Origin of the sequence: Spiroplasma endosymbiont of Polydrusus formosus, from assembly GCF_964263245.1 — a bacterium.
In the GTDB taxonomy this organism is placed as follows: Bacteria; Bacillota_I; Bacilli_A; order Mycoplasmatales; family Mycoplasmataceae; genus Spiroplasma.
The window spans coordinates 315,163-332,554 of sequence record NZ_OZ181656.1 but is presented as its reverse complement, the minus strand read 5'-3'; the positions used below and the strand labels follow the sequence as shown (position 1 = coordinate 332,554).

The following is a 17,392-nucleotide window of genomic DNA, read 5'->3' as shown; positions in this document are numbered from 1 at the left end:
AAATATAAATAATTTGGAAACAAATTCAAGCTCAGAAGAGTTAGAAAATATTATTAGTAAGTTAAATCCAAATCAACAACGATTAATTCGTCAGCGAGATAATCATTATGGCCGTTTCCAAACACAAGCTCAAATAATCCAAAATAATAATTCCGATGAAACGAAAATTGATTAATTAAAATACTTTAATGAACAAGTTTAATAACATGCCACTAATTGAGGGTTAAATTAAAATCAACTGCAGTTATTATCCCGTAGAGATAGCAGTAAACACTGTGGTTATCAATATGTAAATCGTACTTGAGAAGAGGTGTTATCAACAAGAAGATGATTATTACCTATCAAATCGGGATTTAAAATCTCGTTCATTAGATGAAATTAAAGACCAAATGAATTTAAGTAAAAATCAATTATAACTATTATCACAGCGAAATTATCAACCTTCGGAATGGAAACAACATATAAAGGAAGTGACAATGAAGAAAGATAATAATAAAAGCAACAGTAGTGATTATCCCTGAACATATTATTCAGAAATGTGATCAGATGGTTAAAGATTCCTTATCGTGGAGTTTAGAAAAAACCAAAAAACAAATTTGGAAAAATATATTCGTAATTTTCTAACCGAAGAACAAAAACGAAAACCAATTTTTAAAACAGATATTTATTTAGATAATGATATTACAAGACAAATTAATCAGTTAGCTGTAAAAACTTCAAATAAGATTAAAACAAAAACAGCATCTTTAAAAATTGATCCAATTGTGCCAAATTTAACGTTTGCCACAGATATTAGTAGTAAACAAAACAAACTATTTTTAAATGGTGTGGCTCATAATAGTGTTCCAACTAAGACAACAATGAAGACAAATGATGAAATAAATAATTCATCAAAAACCAGAAAAAAAGGAATATATTTCAAATGTTGATCTGAAAAAACGTCCTAATTTAAAAAAATTAAAATATGGGAATGATTATGCTAAAAATAATAATAAAGTTTTTGCGACAAAAATAACAAACAAACAAACAATTAATGAAATGATTAAGAAGAAATTTGTTTTTGAAAAAAGAAAAGAAACCAATTTAAAATTATATACTCGCAAAAACTTAAAAGATTATCAAATTAATTATGCTGATTCATCAAAAACACCAGATTTAACGGTATATTTAACAAAAATGCAATATACTTTTGATAGTTATAATCCCTGGGAAATTAGAAAAATCCATTGTCGACAATTTAAAAAATTGCAAGAACGATTAGAAAAACAAAAATTAATTAAAAAAAACTTGCGCAAAGAACGGCGTTATCAAAAAATTTAATAATAAAAAAGTTAAACCAAAATCATTACCACAAGTTTTAATTAATAAATATCGTGCGGAAGGGAAAAAAGTTGTTGATGGTTTTTAATTGATGCAACTAATAATTAAAACTTTGAAGCAACTGAAACGAAAAAATGGTGAAGAAATAACAATGATAATTTTAAAAAACAATATTATCACCAGTGGAGTTAATTCAAAAATATTTTAATGAAAAAATTGTTACATCAAGCGCAACAGCAACATGCCGTAGCACTTCGTGATTTATAACAAATTAGAATAAATTAATTACGAAAACGAGAAGAATATTTAGCAACTTTAGCAAAACCAGTCAAATTACCAAAGATTAATAATCCTGAGTTGTAAAATTAAATGGGACAGTTAAACAAATAAAAATATTGTGTTAAAATCCAAATTTAAAAAAAGATAAATAACACAATGTATCAAAAAATCACAATAAAAAAATTAATTTCAATTCAATAATATCAAAATTTTAATTATTAAATTAGAAAAACAGCTTATAAAATAAATCAAAGTAAAAAAACTGTCCATATAATTTATAAAATGTTGATGTTGTTTGAAACCCAATTGAAATTTATGAAAATAGTAATAAAGACAAAAAAAGCTGGTTGCAAACAAAAAACATTAAATAAAATTTACTATGAAATTATTAATTATTTAGTTAATTATGAACACTATTCACTAGATACTATTACAAATATAATAAGAAATATTGACAAAAATTTTATCTGTTCAAATACCTTATATATAATATGTTTAACTTTTCTCGTTATAATTTTAATAAAAAAATTTATTAAGAAAAGGTAAACATAAACCACATAATAAAACAGAAAACCACAGAAAAGTTAATAATTGTCTAACAATTATTGAACGTAATATTGAATTTCCAAATATTAAAGCATAAATGTCTTTGGTCATCTGGAAAGAAATACTATAGTTGGTAAAAACCATAAAACAGCAATTATAACTTTAGCCAATATATGATTTAAAACATCAATCCCGTTAGTAACTAAATAATAGCAAAAGCAAAGATGTCATAGAAAGTATAATAAAATTTATTTTAAACAAACAACCTGGCACAATAAAAACAATTAAATTTGATCTTGGTAAATAATTTAACAAGTAAAAAATTTGAAAATATTTGTAAAATAAAAGTTTATTTTGCTGATGCTAGTTGTCCTGGCCAAATAGAATTAAACGAAAATAATAATGAAATTTTGAGACAAAGTTTACCAAAATAAATAGATTTATCAATATTTTTTTCAAGATGACTTAAATAAAATAGCATTGAAAATAAATTCAATGCCAAGAAAATCATTAAATTATAAAAATTCATTGAATTTAATACAAAATATTTAATAAAGTGTCCTAAATATATTTACAATTCAGGAAATATAAAACAAGAATGACGTAAACTGCACCTCAAAAATTAAGTAAAATAATAAAAAAAGATTTTGCTAAATTTTTATAGAGGGCATTTTATATGGCAAGAAAAGGACAAAAATATAACAAATATACATCATAATTTATAACAAAAATCATTGAGGAAATTAAACAAAAAAATCGTTGAATATCAGCAAAACAATATAATCTAAATGCAAATACAGCAAGATCTTGATGAGCAAATAATAAAAAAGGAAAATTAAACAACCCTAAAAGATATAAAATTTCTTTTGGCAAAAGAGTTTTTAAATATAATAAAAAAAAGTATTAATTATTAAAAAACTCCATGACTTTTACAATTAAACAAATTAATAATCGTCTCTTTTATTAAACAAAATTGTTGTGAATATTCAATAAAATTATTATTAGAAGTAACGGGGTTAAAACATAGTTATTGAGGTAAATATAAAAATTATGACAGTATCAAAAAAAAGATAAAAAAGCAATAAATGATATTATAAAAGTTTATGAAGAAAATTTAAAACAATTTAGATACCGAAGAATTACTAAATATTTAAATGAAGATTATGATATAACATCATAATTCAAAAAAAATTTTTAAGGATTATGTGTAATAATCAAATACAACCTGAATATGTAGGAAAAATGAGAAGAAAAATGAAGTATAAACAGAATAAAGAAAAATTTTATTGCAATATCTTGATTTAATTAATCGTAAATTAAATGATATAAAAACAAGGTTTTTAGTACTATATACTGATGTAACATAATTCTCCTTTTCACAAATTAAATATTGTACAACTTATTGTAACCTATTCGGTTTTTGTTTAGTAGCTTATAAAATTAATGAAAATAATGAATATGATAAATATTTAATTGAAGAAAATGTTGTTACCCCAAAAAACGCCATGAATTTAAATGAAATAGTTGAACATTACGGACAATGAATAATCAATACTTTTGATAAATTTGATGGCTTTGAAGATGCCACATTTCATTATGATATTAATGCCCCCCACGATTTTATGCAAAAATTACAAGAAGATATTGCCCCTTATTTAGGTTATAAAATTAAAATGTTTAAAGCCAAAAAACACCAAACATCACTTAATAAAGAATCAGGGATAATCAATCGGGTAACATGAATAATAAAAATGTTTGTGCAGGGCAAAATCTATGGCAAGTTAGATAACTTCCCATTTTTTGATAAATGTATCAGCGAACTAGGGTTTAGTGATAGCAAAACAAACACCCCCGATAGTAAAAAAATGTACCATGACCCATATTATGCTTTGTTTTATAGTTCTTATCTTTATCGTTTTAAAATGGGAATATAAAGCCTATACTTTATGGTGTTTTGGACGAGCAGCGGTTTATTTTATTAAATTTTTGTGATAAAATTACTTACAATTTAAAAAGTTTTGAGATTATTTCAAACAAATTTGGGTAACCTTTATAAAATTCTTCGCTTAACGCTTAGAATTTTTCCCAAGGATTTTGAAAAGCGGCGCAAAAGTTTTTTTAAACTTTAAGTAATTTTTCACAAAACTTATGAAAATCCCGCGAGCCTATATAAGTACAATATGGTCAAATAATAATTATTATAAATAATCTCTTAAAAATATTTAAGAACACTTACATATATAATATCAATATATCTTGATCTTGATCTTGATAAAAAATTTAAATAAAAATTTTCAAGATAATAAAGGAAATTATAGAAAATGAAAAAACTTTTAAGTTTATTAAGTGTATTAACAATTAGTGAAACTGCTGTACCAACAATAATTGCTGATAGTTCTTATGAAAAAAAGAAAAATTAAATAATAATGAAAATAATAAAATAAATAGAACAAAAATTGTTATTATAACAAATGGAGGAATTTCTACTAATGGAATTATTTTAAATAATAAAGTATATTTTTGATAATTAGATTTAATTATATTATAGTGTTTATTAATATGATCCTGTTACATAACAACAAAAAATTTGTTATTATAGTAAATGGAGAAATTTGGTGTTCTAGCATTGTTTTTAACAATAAATTATATTTTAGATCATTAGATCATATGTGACACTGTGTAGATACAAACGGCAAATTTATATCTTGTTGAATTATTCGCCAGATAATACTTTTATTAAAAGGATTTATGAAAATATCGTTTATTTTGTGTAGGTAAAACAGTAAAAAATCTGTTTTTATGATAAAAGTTATAAATTTAAAGATACTATCCAATGAATAATGCAAATAAATTTATGTGATTTAAGAAAAAAATAAAAAATAACCTTACAATAATTGTTTTTTGCCTGTGCATAGTACACGACGCCAATTATTGCAAAGAAAATGTAAGTAACAGTTTTTATTTACTGTTTAATAATTTAAGAGTATAATTATTTGTAGGGGGATGTTATGGTTTCGACAGGAATAATCTACTAATATTGGCAGTAGTTTGGCAAACTATAATGCTATTAGGTTTGAAGAAATGCAAACAAAAAACAAACAGAAGAAAAAGTTGAAATTCCTACTTTCTTGATGAATAATCAATTAGCAGGTATACCAATGTTAGCAGCTTAATTCCTTGTTGTTAGAGGATTGCTAGCCGTAGTAATGATTAATTGTAGGTTATTAATTATTATCGTATCTCAAAATTTAATCTAATAGAAGTTCTAATTGATAATGTTAGAATTTTGAAAAATCTTATTATCTAGTTATTTAATTAGTTGTCTAATCCTACTATTAAATAATAAAAAAAAGATGATTAGACTAAACTGTAGAAGGTATTAGAAAGTTATTTGTGGACGCGGGTTCAATTCCCGCCATCTCCACCATTTTTTATTTTTAAGAACTTTTGCTTATTAACAAAAAACTAATTACTAAAAGAAACTTATATTGTCATAAATAATAATTTGAGGTTTGTAATTTATTTATGATAATTTTAGTTTTTTTCTAATTAAAAAACATTTTAAAAAGGAATGGTACAATAATAAAAATACAACAATTGTTAAATTAGATGAAAATAAGTTAACAATATTTTAAATATTATTTTTGTATATTTATTATTTATAATTATTTTTTTTCGGTAGTTTATATTTTTACATGATGGTTATTTCGTAATTATTTTGCACGTTTTTAAATTTATTATTAAATTTATTATCAAGTAGTTATTGGTGGTTTTTTTGTAATTTTAGTTATTATTGCATCAAGAGTTAATTCCATTTTTTGTTCCCCAAAGGTGAGCGAAACAAATACAATGATTACAATCAATATTTTTCTACCAATAATAATTTGTTAAATGATTGGAGTTTTTATTTCTTGTTTTGCCACAATTTTATATAGTAATATCATTTTGCTTTTTCTATTTGGGATTTTGCTATTTTTAACTAATAACTATTATATACCTTTAACCGGGATTTCTAATATTATTATGATTTCAGTTTTTTATGTTTTAACACTAATAATTTTTTTTAAAATTTATTTTTTAAAAAAAATTATTAGTTGATCTTTATTGACTTTAACTGGTTTTATTACAGCCTAAGTTACTGTTTTATCTTAATCAGAAATAATCCCGTTTCGAAAAATTTAGTAAGTAAATTATATTTTTTGGTTTTAATTGCAATGAGTTATTTATATTATAGTATTTGTGGTATTGTTGAACTAATTTATGTTCATGCGATAAAATTACAAAATATCATTAAATATGATTGAAATAGTTATATCTATGAAACTTTATAACATGATGATATTTATAATTTAATTCATTAAAATAAGATTCGTCAGAAAATTTATTTTACTTTTATGATAAATAAAATTGAAAAATTAGATAAATTTTTAAGTAGTAATGTTAAAAATAAGATTATTGACTTTATTCCGCACCAAGTTTTTATATTATGAAAAGACCAAAACATGTTATTTTTTAAAGCAAGTTTAAATCATTTTGATATTTTTTCCTTTTGAGAAAGTTGAAAAACCAGATATTAGTAATGTTTTATTACACAATAAAGTAAAATACGATCATAAACTTATTTATTAAAAAAATTTGAGATTTTATTACGCCAAGTTAATACTATATTTGTTTTAAAAAATCTCGAATTGTAAAATTAAATGAAACAGTTAAACAAATAAAAATATTGTGTTAAAATCCAAATTTAAAAAAGGAGAAATAACACAATGTATCAAAAAATCACAATAGAAAAATTAATTTCAATTCAACAATATCAAAATTTTAATTATTAAATTAAAAAAACAGCTTATGGATAGTTTACAATAAGTTTAATCATATTTATGTGGACTTTCAAATAAAATATAATTATGAATAAAGTAGGAATATAAAAATGGGAAGAAATTCATATGCCGATGAATTTAAAAAAACAAATTGTTTTACTTTATCAAAATGGTAAAACCATTCTTGAAATTTTTAAGGAATATAAGGTGTCAAAATCAACTATATATCAGTTAATTGAAAAATTTCATAATTCTGGATCTTTTAAAGCAAAAGATAATCGCACTTTTGAAGAAAATTAACTTTGATTGCCTTGCAAAAATAATTAATCTAATTACGAATGGAAAACAACCTTTTAAGGCAAGCAGTGCTGATAATTAATAAAAAAATAGAAATTATTAACAATAATGCCTAATTGTAAAGTTAAGTGCAACTAAATTATTTTTCTAACCAAATATTCGATTGGTGAAAGATAATTTAGTATTTTTCTTGGTCTATGGTTTAAAGACAATATAAATTTATGAACTGCATTTTTCGTGGTATTTGAAAAATTAAATTTTTTAGGAAATTTTTCTCTAATTAACCCATTAGTATTTTCATTAGTACCTCTTTGTCAGGGTTAATATGCATTAGCAAAATAAATTTTCACATTTAAATTTTTTTCAAGTTGTTGTCAATTAGCAAATTATTTACCTCTATCAAATGTTATAGTTTTAACAAGATTATTTGGAAGAATTGATAAATAATGGCTAATGTTTTCGTTAATAACTTTAGTAGTTCTATTTTCAACTAACATTGCTAAAGTAAATCTTGATGTTCTTTCAACTAAAGTTATTAAACATGATTTACTTTTACCTCGCGATGATACTATAGTATCATCCTCTCAATGGCCAACAGTTATGCGATTATTAACATTAACATTTCGTTCTTTAATTGATTTACCATTAAATTTACCGCGATTTTCTTGAGATTTTCGTTTCTTACCTTTTCTTCTTAAATTTTTATTAGTAACCTTTTCAAGTAATCCAGAATAAATTCAATTGTAAATTGTTTTAAAACTAATAATTCATTCTTTATGAAAATTTTTAATTCTTCCATAAATTTGTTCAGGCGATCAACCTAATAATAATTTTTGTTGTACATATTTTACTAATTCTCTATTTTTAAACTTATGAAAATAAACATGTGATTGTTTTCTATTTTCTGCTTTATTTTGTGCAATTAATGAAAAATAATGATTATTATCTTTATTTCTATTAACTTCTCGAATAATAGTACTAATACTTCGATTAAGATTTTTAGCTATTTCACTAATTTTTAATTTAAATTTCAATTGATTCTCAATATAAATTCTTTCATCTATGCCAAGATGTTTATATCCCATATAAAAAACTCCTTGCTTTAATTTTTCTAAAATAAACTTAGCATCATGAAATTTTTATATGAAATTTTTTGCAATTTTATTTACTTGCACTTACAAGTATAATTTAGCAATAAAGAAAAATATTCCATGCGAAAAATTGGTCAAATAGGATCAAAATTAAAGATAGCAAAATCAACATATTACTATCAAATTAATAAATGTGGCTATAGTTGATGTTAATAATTATGAACAAAAAGTTATCAGCGCATTTAAGCTAATCGCCAAAATTTATAGAGATTGTAAAGTTAAAGCTTTTTTAATTTAAAAAAATATTATCTTATCGCGAAGAAAAATTAGCCAAATTATGATTAAAAATTAGTTAGTATCTAAATGCACCAAATTAAAATATTGTAATCATAAGTTGATGGTTAATAACAACCAAATTAGCAACGTTTTAAACTGTGAATTTAATAATTAATAATAACCACAAAAACCAATGAATTTGTTGTTAGTGATTTAACATATGTTCAAGGTGGTGCTAAATGACATTATCCTTTGTTTGTTGATTGACTTGTTTAATCGTGAAATAATTGGCTATAGTGTCGAGACAAATAAAATAGTACAACTAGTGCAAGAAACCTTTTATTCAATTATAAGATCATTAAAACAAATTACGTTATTTCATACTGACTGGGGGCAATGAATTTAAAAATAAAATCATTGATAATATCTTAAGTACTTTTAACACCAAACAATCATTAAGCAATAAAAGGGGGCTATCCTTATGATAATGCTGGGGCTGAAACAATTTACAAAAGTTTTAAAAAATAATTTGTCAAGAGGCAAAAATTTATAAATTTAACCCAATTAAAATACAAATTATTTAACTTTGTGCATTGATGTAACAATATTCGAATTCACGGTAGTTTAAATTATTTAATACCCTGTTGAATTTATAAAAAACAACAGTCAATATAAAAGTGTCCTAAAAATGGTTGTTAATCAAGTATGAAATAAATCAAAGTAAAAAAACTGTCCATAGAATTTATAAAATGTTGATGTTGTTTGAAACCCAATTGAAATTTATGAAAATAGTAATAAAGACAAAAAAAGCTGGTTGCAAACAAAAAACATTAAATAAAATTTACCTCGAAATTATTAATTATTTAGTTAATTATGAACACTATTCACCAGATATTATTACAAATATAATAAGAAATATTGACAAAAATTTTATCTGTTGGCGTTGCGTATATACAAACGGCAAATTTATATCTTGTTGCATTATTGATCGGATAATACCTTTATTGAAAGGATTTATGAAAATATCCTTTATTTTGTGTAGGGAAAACAGTAAAAAATCTGTTTTTATGATAAAAGTTTTTAAATTTAAAGATACTATCCGATCAATAATGCAAATAAATTTATGTTTTTTAATATAAAAATAAAAAACAATATCACAAGAATTGTTTTTACGGTTCATCGTACATGACGATGTTCAAATACCTTATATATAATATGTTTACCTTTTCTCGTTATAATTTTAATAAAAAAATTTATTAAGAAAAGGTAAAAATAAATCAAATAATAAAACAGAAAACCACAAAAAAGTTAATAATTGTTTGACAATTATTGAACGTAAAATTAATTTGACAAATATTAAAGCATAAATGTCTTTGGTCATCTGGAAAGAAATACTATAGTTGGTAAAAACCATAAAACAGCAATTATAACTTTAGCCAATATATGATTAAAAACATCAATCCCGTTAGTAACTAAATAATATCAAAAGCAAAGATGTCATAGAAAGTATAATAAAATTTATTTTAAACAAACAACCTGGCACAATAAAAACAATTAAATTTGATCTTGGTAAATAATTTAACAAGTAAAAAATTTGAAAATATTTGTAAAATAAAAGTTTATTTTGCTGATGCTAGTTGTCCTGGCCAAATAGAATTAAACGAAAATAATAATTAAATTTTGAGACAAAGTTTACCAAAATAAATAGATTTATCAATATTTTTTTCAAGATGACTTAAATAAAATAGCATTGAAAATAAATTCAATGCCAAGAAAATCATTAAATTATAAAAATTCATTGAATTTAATACAAAATATTTAATAAAGTGTCCTAAATATATTTACAATAATATGATTCCTGTATGGTCTACAATCAAACAATTTGAATAAATTAAAAGAATATAACATTGCTACAGCGGATAATTGGTTAAGCATTGAATATTCAAACCAAATTATTTTTATTGATCCCGAAAATATTAAAGGGTTATCAAATCAAAAACGTAGTATTTTTAGCATTAAATGAACATATTCATTTATAAAAAATCGTTAGTTTGTATTAACTAATTGTTAATGTAAATGATAAACTTAAATTATTATATCATTTATAGTAGTAATTTAGTTTATTGTGTAAATAGTGACTTAATTTTTGCAAATAATAGCAGTCCTTTTGGCGAAATTGTACATTAAACAATGTTAACAGGTTTTAATGCAGCGCTAAATATTAATAATTTTCATAAGTTAGACAATTATCTTGAACAAAAGTTATTTATTATTTATCCAACTAGTTTTACAGTATACACTTATGATGAACCTCAACCCAAAGTTAACAGTGAGATAAAATTATTATTATTAAAAAACAGTAGGAAAAGACTAAACAATGAGATTAAGAAATAAACCTTGAGCAAAAGACTATATTATGGAAAACTCGACATTTGCCACTCAAAACCCTAAAAATTATAAGGGGCAATGAAAGAATAATGTGTTCAAGAACAATAACCCCTTAAATATTGAAATTGGAACAGGGAAAGGAGACTTTATTATCGCGTTATCAAAGAAATATCCAGATCAAAATTTTTTAGCAATTGAACGTTATCCGTCGGTGTTAGTTTTATCTTTAAAAAAAATTATTGCTGAAAATTTACATAATTTAAAAATAATTGTTTTTGATGCGGCACTTTTAACCGGTGTTTTTGCGCCAAAAGAAGTTAATAAAATATATTTAAATTTTTCTGATCCATGGCCAAAAGCACGACATGAAAAACGCCGATTAACAAATAAAATATTCTTAGATTTTTATCAAATTATTTTACAAGATAAGGGTGAAATTCATTTTAAAACAGATAATGATCAATTATTTAAATACTCACTAACATCTTTCTTAGATAATAATTGAAAAATTGTTGATTATACAACAGATTTATATCATAGTTCATACCTTGTTAATAATATTCCAACTGAATATGAACAACGCTTTGTTAAACTTGGTAAAAATATTAATTATTTATATGTTCAAAAATAGTTAGGTTAATTTTATTATGATTAGTTCACAAAGTGAGGGTATTAATTTGCTCACTAGGAAGTTTAAACTAGTAACTAATGGTTTTGGTAAAATTTTTATTAATTTTTAAATTTTGATAATGATATGTTAAATATTCATCAACAAGTTTAATTTTCGTAATTAGGAATTTAATAATAACATTTTTTGTTTATAAAAAAAGGAATTAATTCGATTTTTTGTAAAGTTCTTTTAACAATGTTCGAATAAACACCGAATTAAGCATTCAGCGCCCAATTTAATACCACCAAAATAATGAATAACTAAACAAACAACATTAGTTAAATTATGATGAAATAAAATATATAAAATTGGTTTTCTAGCAGTATTGATCGGTTCACGATCATCACTTTTTCGAATAATGTCTTGGTGTTTTCCAATAATATAGGCATAACAATTGTGGGTTGCATTATCTTGTTGATTTTTTTAATAAATTTAAGAGATTTATTTTTGGAAGTTCCTTTTTGAAGGAGATAAAGAAAGCGTGATTTTTTAATGATAATTTCATTAACAATCGGTATCTTTTTCTTTAGTTCTTGCATTTTTCACTTTCCTATTTTTATGATAATTATTTTATCTTGATTATATTATTTTATCTTTTTTTGATATAATTATTTTATAAAAAACTAAAATTAATATATTAATATAATAAAAGTAATAGGAGAAAATTATAATGTTAATAAAGTGTGCAGTTGGTTGAGAAGAATTTTTTGATAATGAAATTAAAAAACCGTATTTTAAACAATTGCTAAAAAATATTGATCGAGAGTACAAAAGTAAAATTTGTTATCCAAAAAAAACAGATATTTTTCGTTTATTTACCTTAATTGAACCAAAAAATATTAAGGTTGTCATTATTGGTCAAGATCCTTATCATGGCCCAAGTCAAGCAAATGGATTGGCATTCAGTGTTAATAATGGAATAAAAAACCCGCCAAGTTTAGTTAATATTTTTCATGAATTAAAAAAAGACTTAGAGATTGACCACTATGATAGTGGTAATTTAGACCATTGATCTAAAAATGGTGTTTTTTTATACAATACAATTGGGAGTGTTGTTACCAAAACACCATTAAGTCATAAAAATATTGGTTGAACTACTTTTAGCCAAAATTTAATTATTTATTTAAATGAGATTCGCGATGATATTATTTATGTTTTATGAGGGAATTACGCTAAACAATATAGTAAATATATTTTTAATAAAGATAATATTATTAAGGGAGCACATCCGTCACCGTTTAGTTATAGCTTATTTAAAGATCAGCAATTTTTTTTAAAAATTAATTATTTACTTTTAAAAAACAAAAAAAAAATAATTGATTGGAAAATGTAATGTATAATTGTTATATGTAAAATACTAACTATATAAAAGGAAATATTTTATAAAAATAGATTACGGGGATATTATGATTCTAATAACAACATTTAGTGATATATCAAAAATCTTATATAATAATAAAATGGCATATATTGCTAGCGGTGTTATCGGTGCACTTTTTATTATTTATTGTGTTTATAATGGCTTATATTATTTAATTAATCCTAACCGCTACCATGGGATTCGTTTTACAACTAAAAACATTGCTTATATTACAATGCTATCAGCAGTTTCGGCAACAGTTACAATTATTATTTCAATAACAGTTCCAATTACTGTTTTTCCACCCGTCCGGATTGCTTTTGAAGGTTTAATGGTTAAAATTAGTGGTTTTATCTTTGGACCAATTGTTGGCCTATTATCTGGGGTTGTTACTGACTTAATTGTAATGTTGTTTGTTCCGTCTTATGTTCATGTTGCATATATTATTGTAATTGCTTCATATGGTTTTTTATCGGGTTGTGCTTTCTCAATTAATCGTGCCGTTGGTAAACATAAATTAATTTTATTTATGTTAACAAATGTTTTTATTTTAATTTTTGGAACTTTTGCAGGGGTAATGACTTGATATTCACCGTTAGAAACAATTAATTTGTTCGTGGGTTTAGAAGTTAGCAAAATTATATTACTTTATATTATTGGTTTTGGAGCAGGAGGAACAATTGTTATTATTTGAATTATAATGTTTGTTTATTGTCATTTTGATAAAACAAAAAAACGTTATTGAGATTTAGTGGCAATTATTATGCTTGCTGTTGTTAATGAGTATTGAGTTACCACGCTGATATCCGCCTGAGGGGATATTGCTTTCCTAACAGTTTCGCAGAATAAGAATGTTGAAACTGACGGTTATGGAGTAACGATGATTACAAGATTAGCAATGTCCCCAATAAAAGTATTATTTAATTCAGCGATTATTTACATTACATATCGAGCTGTTTCACCATTAATTCATAAAGATACTAATGTTAATTTACAATATTAAAAACAATAAATAACAATTTTCAATTAATTTATTTTTTTGTTTTATATTTATCTAATGATATTAGAAATTATAGAATGGAGATGAAGATAATGAAAGTTAATTCACAAATTAAAGAACTAATTAATTTGGAATTAAAACGTCAGCAAGATCATGTTGAGTTAATCGCTTCAGAAAATTATGTTAGTGAAGCAATTTTAGCAATTACCGGATCAATTTTGACAAATAAATATGCTGAAGGGTATCCATTTCACCGTTATTATGGGGGGTGTGAATATATTGACCAACTTGAACAATTGGCAATTGATAAGGTAAAAGAATTATTTAAAGCAGAGCATGCTAATGTTCAGCCTCATTCAGGTAGTCAAGCTAATGCAGCGGCTTATTATGCTTTATTAAAACCACGTGATACGATTTTAGCAATGGATTTAGCGGCTGGCGGACACTTAACCCATGGACATAATGTTAATTTTTCTGGTCGATTATATGATTTTCATAGTTACCAAGTTGATTCAAAAACCGAAATGTTAGATTATGACACAATTGAAAAAATTGCAATTGAAGTGAAACCAAAATTAATAGTGGCGGGGGCCAGTACTTATTCACGTGAGATTGATTTTAAAAAGTTCCGAGAAATTGCTGATAAAGTTGGTGCCTTGTTAATGGTTGATATGGCACATATTGCCGGGCTAATTGCTGCTGGACTACATCAGTCACCAATTCCATATGCTGATGTGGTTACTTCAACAACACACAAAACATTGCGAGGACCCCGTGGGGGATTAATTTTATCAAAACAAAAGTGGGCTAAAAAAATTAATAGTGCTATTTTTCCAGGCAACCAAGGGGGGCCATTAGAACATGTTATTGCTGCTAAAGCTCAATGTTTCATAGAAGCACTCCAACCGGAATTTAATAAATATCAAGCAGAAATTATTATAAATGCCAAAGTATTAGCAGCAACATTAAAGGACAAAAATCTACGCTTAGTAGCTAATGGAACCGATAATCATTTATTAATGGTTGATGTTAAAAGTAGTTTAGGAATTTCAGGACAAATGGCGGAAGAAATTTTACAAAAAATTGGTATTATTTGTAATAAAAATATAATTCCGTTTGATAAAGAATCATCGGTCGTTACTAGTGGAATCCGCCTAGGAACAGCAGCAATGACAACACGTAGTTTTAGTAATAAACAATTTCAACAAATTGGGGAAATAATTTATCATGTTTTAAAAGAACCAACCGATGATAATGTTATAAAATATCAAAAAGAAGTCCAAAAATTACTAAAAGATTTTCCAATTTATACAAATTGAACATTACAAAAATAATTAAATTTCAAAATATCAGATTAAAAGATTGATTATTCTGTAATTTTTAGTTATAATATTGTTGCTTTATACATTAGACCCTGGTACGGAACGATGTTAGGAGGAAGTTATATGAGACAGACTACTATCTTAAATTCAGCTAAAGTTGATAAAAAATGATATGTTATTGATGCTCAAGGTCTAATTTTAGGACGTTTAGCAAGTAAGATTGCAATTATCTTAAGAGGAAAAAATAAACCAGCGTATACTCCGCATGTTGATTGTGGCGATAATGTTATTATTATAAATGCTAATAAAGTTATCTTATCCGGGAACAAATTAAATGGTAAAATATATTATCATCACTCACAACATCCAAATGGATTAAAACGAACAACAGCAAATGATATGTTAGTTAAAAAACCAATTTATCCAGTTGAACACGCAATTAAAGGGATGTTACCAAAAAATATCTTAGGAAGTAAATTATTCCGTAATTTATTTGTTTATGAAGGTAATAAACACCCACATGAAGCACAACAACCCATTAAATTAGAATTAACTAATAAATAAAAGGAGAAAATATGGCAAAAAAACAAGAAGTTATATATCGTGGTACCGGAAGAAGAAAATCTTCTATTGCCCAAGTTGTATTAACTCCCGGCAAAGGGAATGTGGTTGTTAATGGGAAACCGGCGTTAAATTTTTTTCCATATGCAACATTAGTGCAAGATTTGGAACAACCCTTAAGTATTACTGGTTCAAAATCAGAATTTGATATCCGTGTTAAAGTGTCTGGTGGTGGTTTTACCGGGCAAGCTGGTGCAACAAGACTAGGAATTGCGAGAGCCTTAGTTGAATCATCACAAGATTATAAAACTTTATTGAGACATGCCGGCATGCTAACTCGCGATGTTCGTATTAAAGAACGTAAAAAATATGGGCTACACGGAGCTAGAAGAGCACCACAATATTCAAAAAGATAGATTTCAAAAAAAGAGCATTTTTCTTTGCAAAATGCTCTTTTTTTGAATTATTATGTTTAATTTGTCATATACCATAAGTTTAGTATAATTATTATGTAGATAAGATGGTGAGGTAATAACAATGATATAATTTACAATTCAAGAAAAAATATCAGGTAATAATTTATTATTAAATTTTTATTTTTTAACAAATGCAAAAAATAAATTTACTGATAAAGATGTTAATAATCTTCACATAAAAAACATTACAACAATGCAAGCCCTAGCCTAGATACTTTTTTTAAAACTAATATATGTATTGCTGATTTTTTGTTGCTTTAATTAATGGTTGATCAATAAAAAATCAAAAAAGGACAAAAAGGCGAATAAAAGGAACTTTATGATATTTTGATTATTTTCAAATTGATTATTTTATTAGATAAAATGTTAAATTAAAATTTATCATTAACAATCATCTGGGATATTGATCCTAAAATTGGGATTGTAAATGTTTAAAAAATATTTTTAACAGCAATGGAAAAAGAAAAATAATAATTTGAAACATTAGCAATCGGAATTGTTTTTGAGATTTCGGATAATTTTCGAATTTTTTCATAAAATACAATAATGAATATGGGATTTTTAACTTAATTTTTTTGTGGATTAAAAAGAACGATGATTACAATATTTACAATTTCAAGCTAAAAATTTATAATATAAACGGAATAATTATTGTTTATATTTAAAACAAAAATTAACATAGTATATTAAAATTCCTAAAACATTTTATATAGGAGAAAAAATAATGATGCTCGATTTTTAGCGCATAATTTTTAATATTTTTATAAAAATTATTTTATTAAAAATTTAACAATTATTAATTTATTTGAAGAAATAATTATCGTTGAGTTAGAACTATTATTAGACAATTTGAATAGATATTTAGTTTTAAAACAATTAACTAAACTAAGCACATTATTAGTTTGGTATTAATCGAACATATCAAAAAGAAACACCATTATCATTATTTACTTTTAAATTTAATTATAGTTATCCTCAAGAGGAAA

17 protein-coding genes and 1 other RNA gene are annotated in these 17,392 nt (G+C 24.3%); 16 read left to right on the top strand and 2 right to left on the bottom strand.

The window, feature by feature from the left end:
* The first annotated feature begins 13 nt into the window (after window positions 1-13).
* The 8 genes from ACE38S_RS01700 to ACE38S_RS01665 all read left to right on the top strand — a co-directional run bounded on the left by ACE38S_RS01700 (window position 14) and on the right by ACE38S_RS01665 (window position 7,265).
* Window positions 14-175, top strand: coding sequence for a hypothetical protein (locus ACE38S_RS01700; RefSeq protein ID WP_374696097.1), 162 nt, complete (start codon window positions 14-16; stop codon window positions 173-175).
* A 421-nt stretch (window positions 176-596) separates the two neighbouring features.
* A complete protein-coding gene (locus ACE38S_RS01695; RefSeq protein ID WP_374696096.1) occupies window positions 597-947 on the top strand; it encodes a hypothetical protein in 351 nt (116 codons plus the stop codon).
* A 91-nt stretch (window positions 948-1,038) separates the two neighbouring features.
* Window positions 1,039-1,320, top strand: a complete 282-nt coding sequence (locus ACE38S_RS01690) for a hypothetical protein (RefSeq protein ID WP_374696095.1) — start codon at window positions 1,039-1,041, stop codon at window positions 1,318-1,320.
* A gap of 1,121 nt (window positions 1,321-2,441) precedes the next feature.
* The gene (locus tag ACE38S_RS01685; RefSeq protein ID WP_374696094.1) at window positions 2,442-2,579 is read left to right on the top strand and encodes a hypothetical protein; all 138 of its coding nucleotides are present in this window, start codon (window positions 2,442-2,444) and stop codon (window positions 2,577-2,579) included.
* Between the two features lie 1,071 nt (window positions 2,580-3,650).
* Window positions 3,651-4,079 carry a hypothetical protein gene (locus ACE38S_RS01680; RefSeq protein WP_374696093.1) on the top strand — a complete coding sequence of 143 codons (429 nt, stop codon included), beginning with the start codon at window positions 3,651-3,653 and terminating at the stop codon, window positions 4,077-4,079.
* A gap of 387 nt (window positions 4,080-4,466) precedes the next feature.
* Window positions 4,467-4,565 (top strand): lipoprotein, encoded by a 99-nt coding sequence (locus tag ACE38S_RS01675; RefSeq protein ID WP_374696092.1) that lies wholly within the window; start codon window positions 4,467-4,469, stop codon window positions 4,563-4,565.
* 579 nt (window positions 4,566-5,144) lie between these two features.
* Window positions 5,145-5,572, top strand: a transfer-messenger RNA (tmRNA) gene (gene ssrA / locus ACE38S_RS01670).
* A 1,519-nt stretch (window positions 5,573-7,091) separates the two neighbouring features.
* On the top strand, window positions 7,092-7,265 hold the full coding sequence (locus ACE38S_RS01665) for a helix-turn-helix domain-containing protein (RefSeq protein WP_374696091.1): 174 nt from the start codon (window positions 7,092-7,094) through the stop codon (window positions 7,263-7,265).
* A 383-nt stretch (window positions 7,266-7,648) separates the two neighbouring features.
* On the opposite strand, the gene ACE38S_RS01660 is transcribed toward ACE38S_RS01665, so the two are convergent.
* On the bottom strand, window positions 7,649-8,347 hold the full coding sequence (locus ACE38S_RS01660; RefSeq protein WP_374696090.1) for an IS30 family transposase: 699 nt from the start codon (window positions 8,345-8,347) through the stop codon (window positions 7,649-7,651).
* Between the two features lie 514 nt (window positions 8,348-8,861).
* Between ACE38S_RS01660 and ACE38S_RS01655 the strand changes: the two genes are divergently transcribed.
* From ACE38S_RS01655 to trmB, 3 genes are all read left to right on the top strand, one after another.
* Complete coding sequence (locus tag ACE38S_RS01655; RefSeq protein ID WP_374696089.1) at window positions 8,862-9,035, top strand: hypothetical protein; 174 nt, start codon at window positions 8,862-8,864, stop codon at window positions 9,033-9,035.
* A 1,476-nt stretch (window positions 9,036-10,511) separates the two neighbouring features.
* Window positions 10,512-10,679, top strand: a complete 168-nt coding sequence (locus ACE38S_RS01650) for a hypothetical protein (protein ID WP_374696088.1) — start codon at window positions 10,512-10,514, stop codon at window positions 10,677-10,679.
* Between the two features lie 327 nt (window positions 10,680-11,006).
* Window positions 11,007-11,648, top strand: coding sequence for a tRNA (guanosine(46)-N7)-methyltransferase TrmB (trmB, locus tag ACE38S_RS01645; RefSeq protein ID WP_374696087.1), 642 nt, complete (start codon window positions 11,007-11,009; stop codon window positions 11,646-11,648).
* A gap of 228 nt (window positions 11,649-11,876) precedes the next feature.
* On the opposite strand, the gene ACE38S_RS01640 is transcribed toward trmB, so the two are convergent.
* The gene (locus tag ACE38S_RS01640; RefSeq protein WP_374697108.1) at window positions 11,877-12,047 is read right to left on the bottom strand and encodes a YigZ family protein; all 171 of its coding nucleotides are present in this window, start codon (window positions 12,045-12,047) and stop codon (window positions 11,877-11,879) included.
* Window positions 12,048-12,357: 310 nt separating this feature from the next.
* Here ACE38S_RS01640 and ACE38S_RS01635 point away from each other — a divergent pair, with 310 nt between their 5' ends.
* The 5 genes from ACE38S_RS01635 to rpsI all read left to right on the top strand — a co-directional run bounded on the left by ACE38S_RS01635 (window position 12,358) and on the right by rpsI (window position 16,346).
* Window positions 12,358-13,020 (top strand): uracil-DNA glycosylase, encoded by a 663-nt coding sequence (locus tag ACE38S_RS01635; RefSeq protein WP_374696086.1) that lies wholly within the window; start codon window positions 12,358-12,360, stop codon window positions 13,018-13,020.
* 73 nt (window positions 13,021-13,093) lie between these two features.
* A complete protein-coding gene (locus ACE38S_RS01630) occupies window positions 13,094-14,050 on the top strand; it encodes a hypothetical protein (protein WP_374696085.1) in 957 nt (318 codons plus the stop codon).
* An 89-nt stretch (window positions 14,051-14,139) separates the two neighbouring features.
* Window positions 14,140-15,381 carry a serine hydroxymethyltransferase gene (gene glyA / locus ACE38S_RS01625; protein ID WP_374697107.1) on the top strand — a complete coding sequence of 414 codons (1,242 nt, stop codon included), beginning with the start codon at window positions 14,140-14,142 and terminating at the stop codon, window positions 15,379-15,381.
* Window positions 15,382-15,492: 111 nt separating this feature from the next.
* Window positions 15,493-15,933 (top strand): 50S ribosomal protein L13, encoded by a 441-nt coding sequence (gene rplM / locus ACE38S_RS01620; protein WP_374696084.1) that lies wholly within the window; start codon window positions 15,493-15,495, stop codon window positions 15,931-15,933.
* 11 nt (window positions 15,934-15,944) lie between these two features.
* Window positions 15,945-16,346 (top strand): 30S ribosomal protein S9, encoded by a 402-nt coding sequence (rpsI, locus tag ACE38S_RS01615; RefSeq protein ID WP_374696083.1) that lies wholly within the window; start codon window positions 15,945-15,947, stop codon window positions 16,344-16,346.
* The last annotated feature ends 1,046 nt before the right edge of the window (window positions 16,347-17,392 follow it).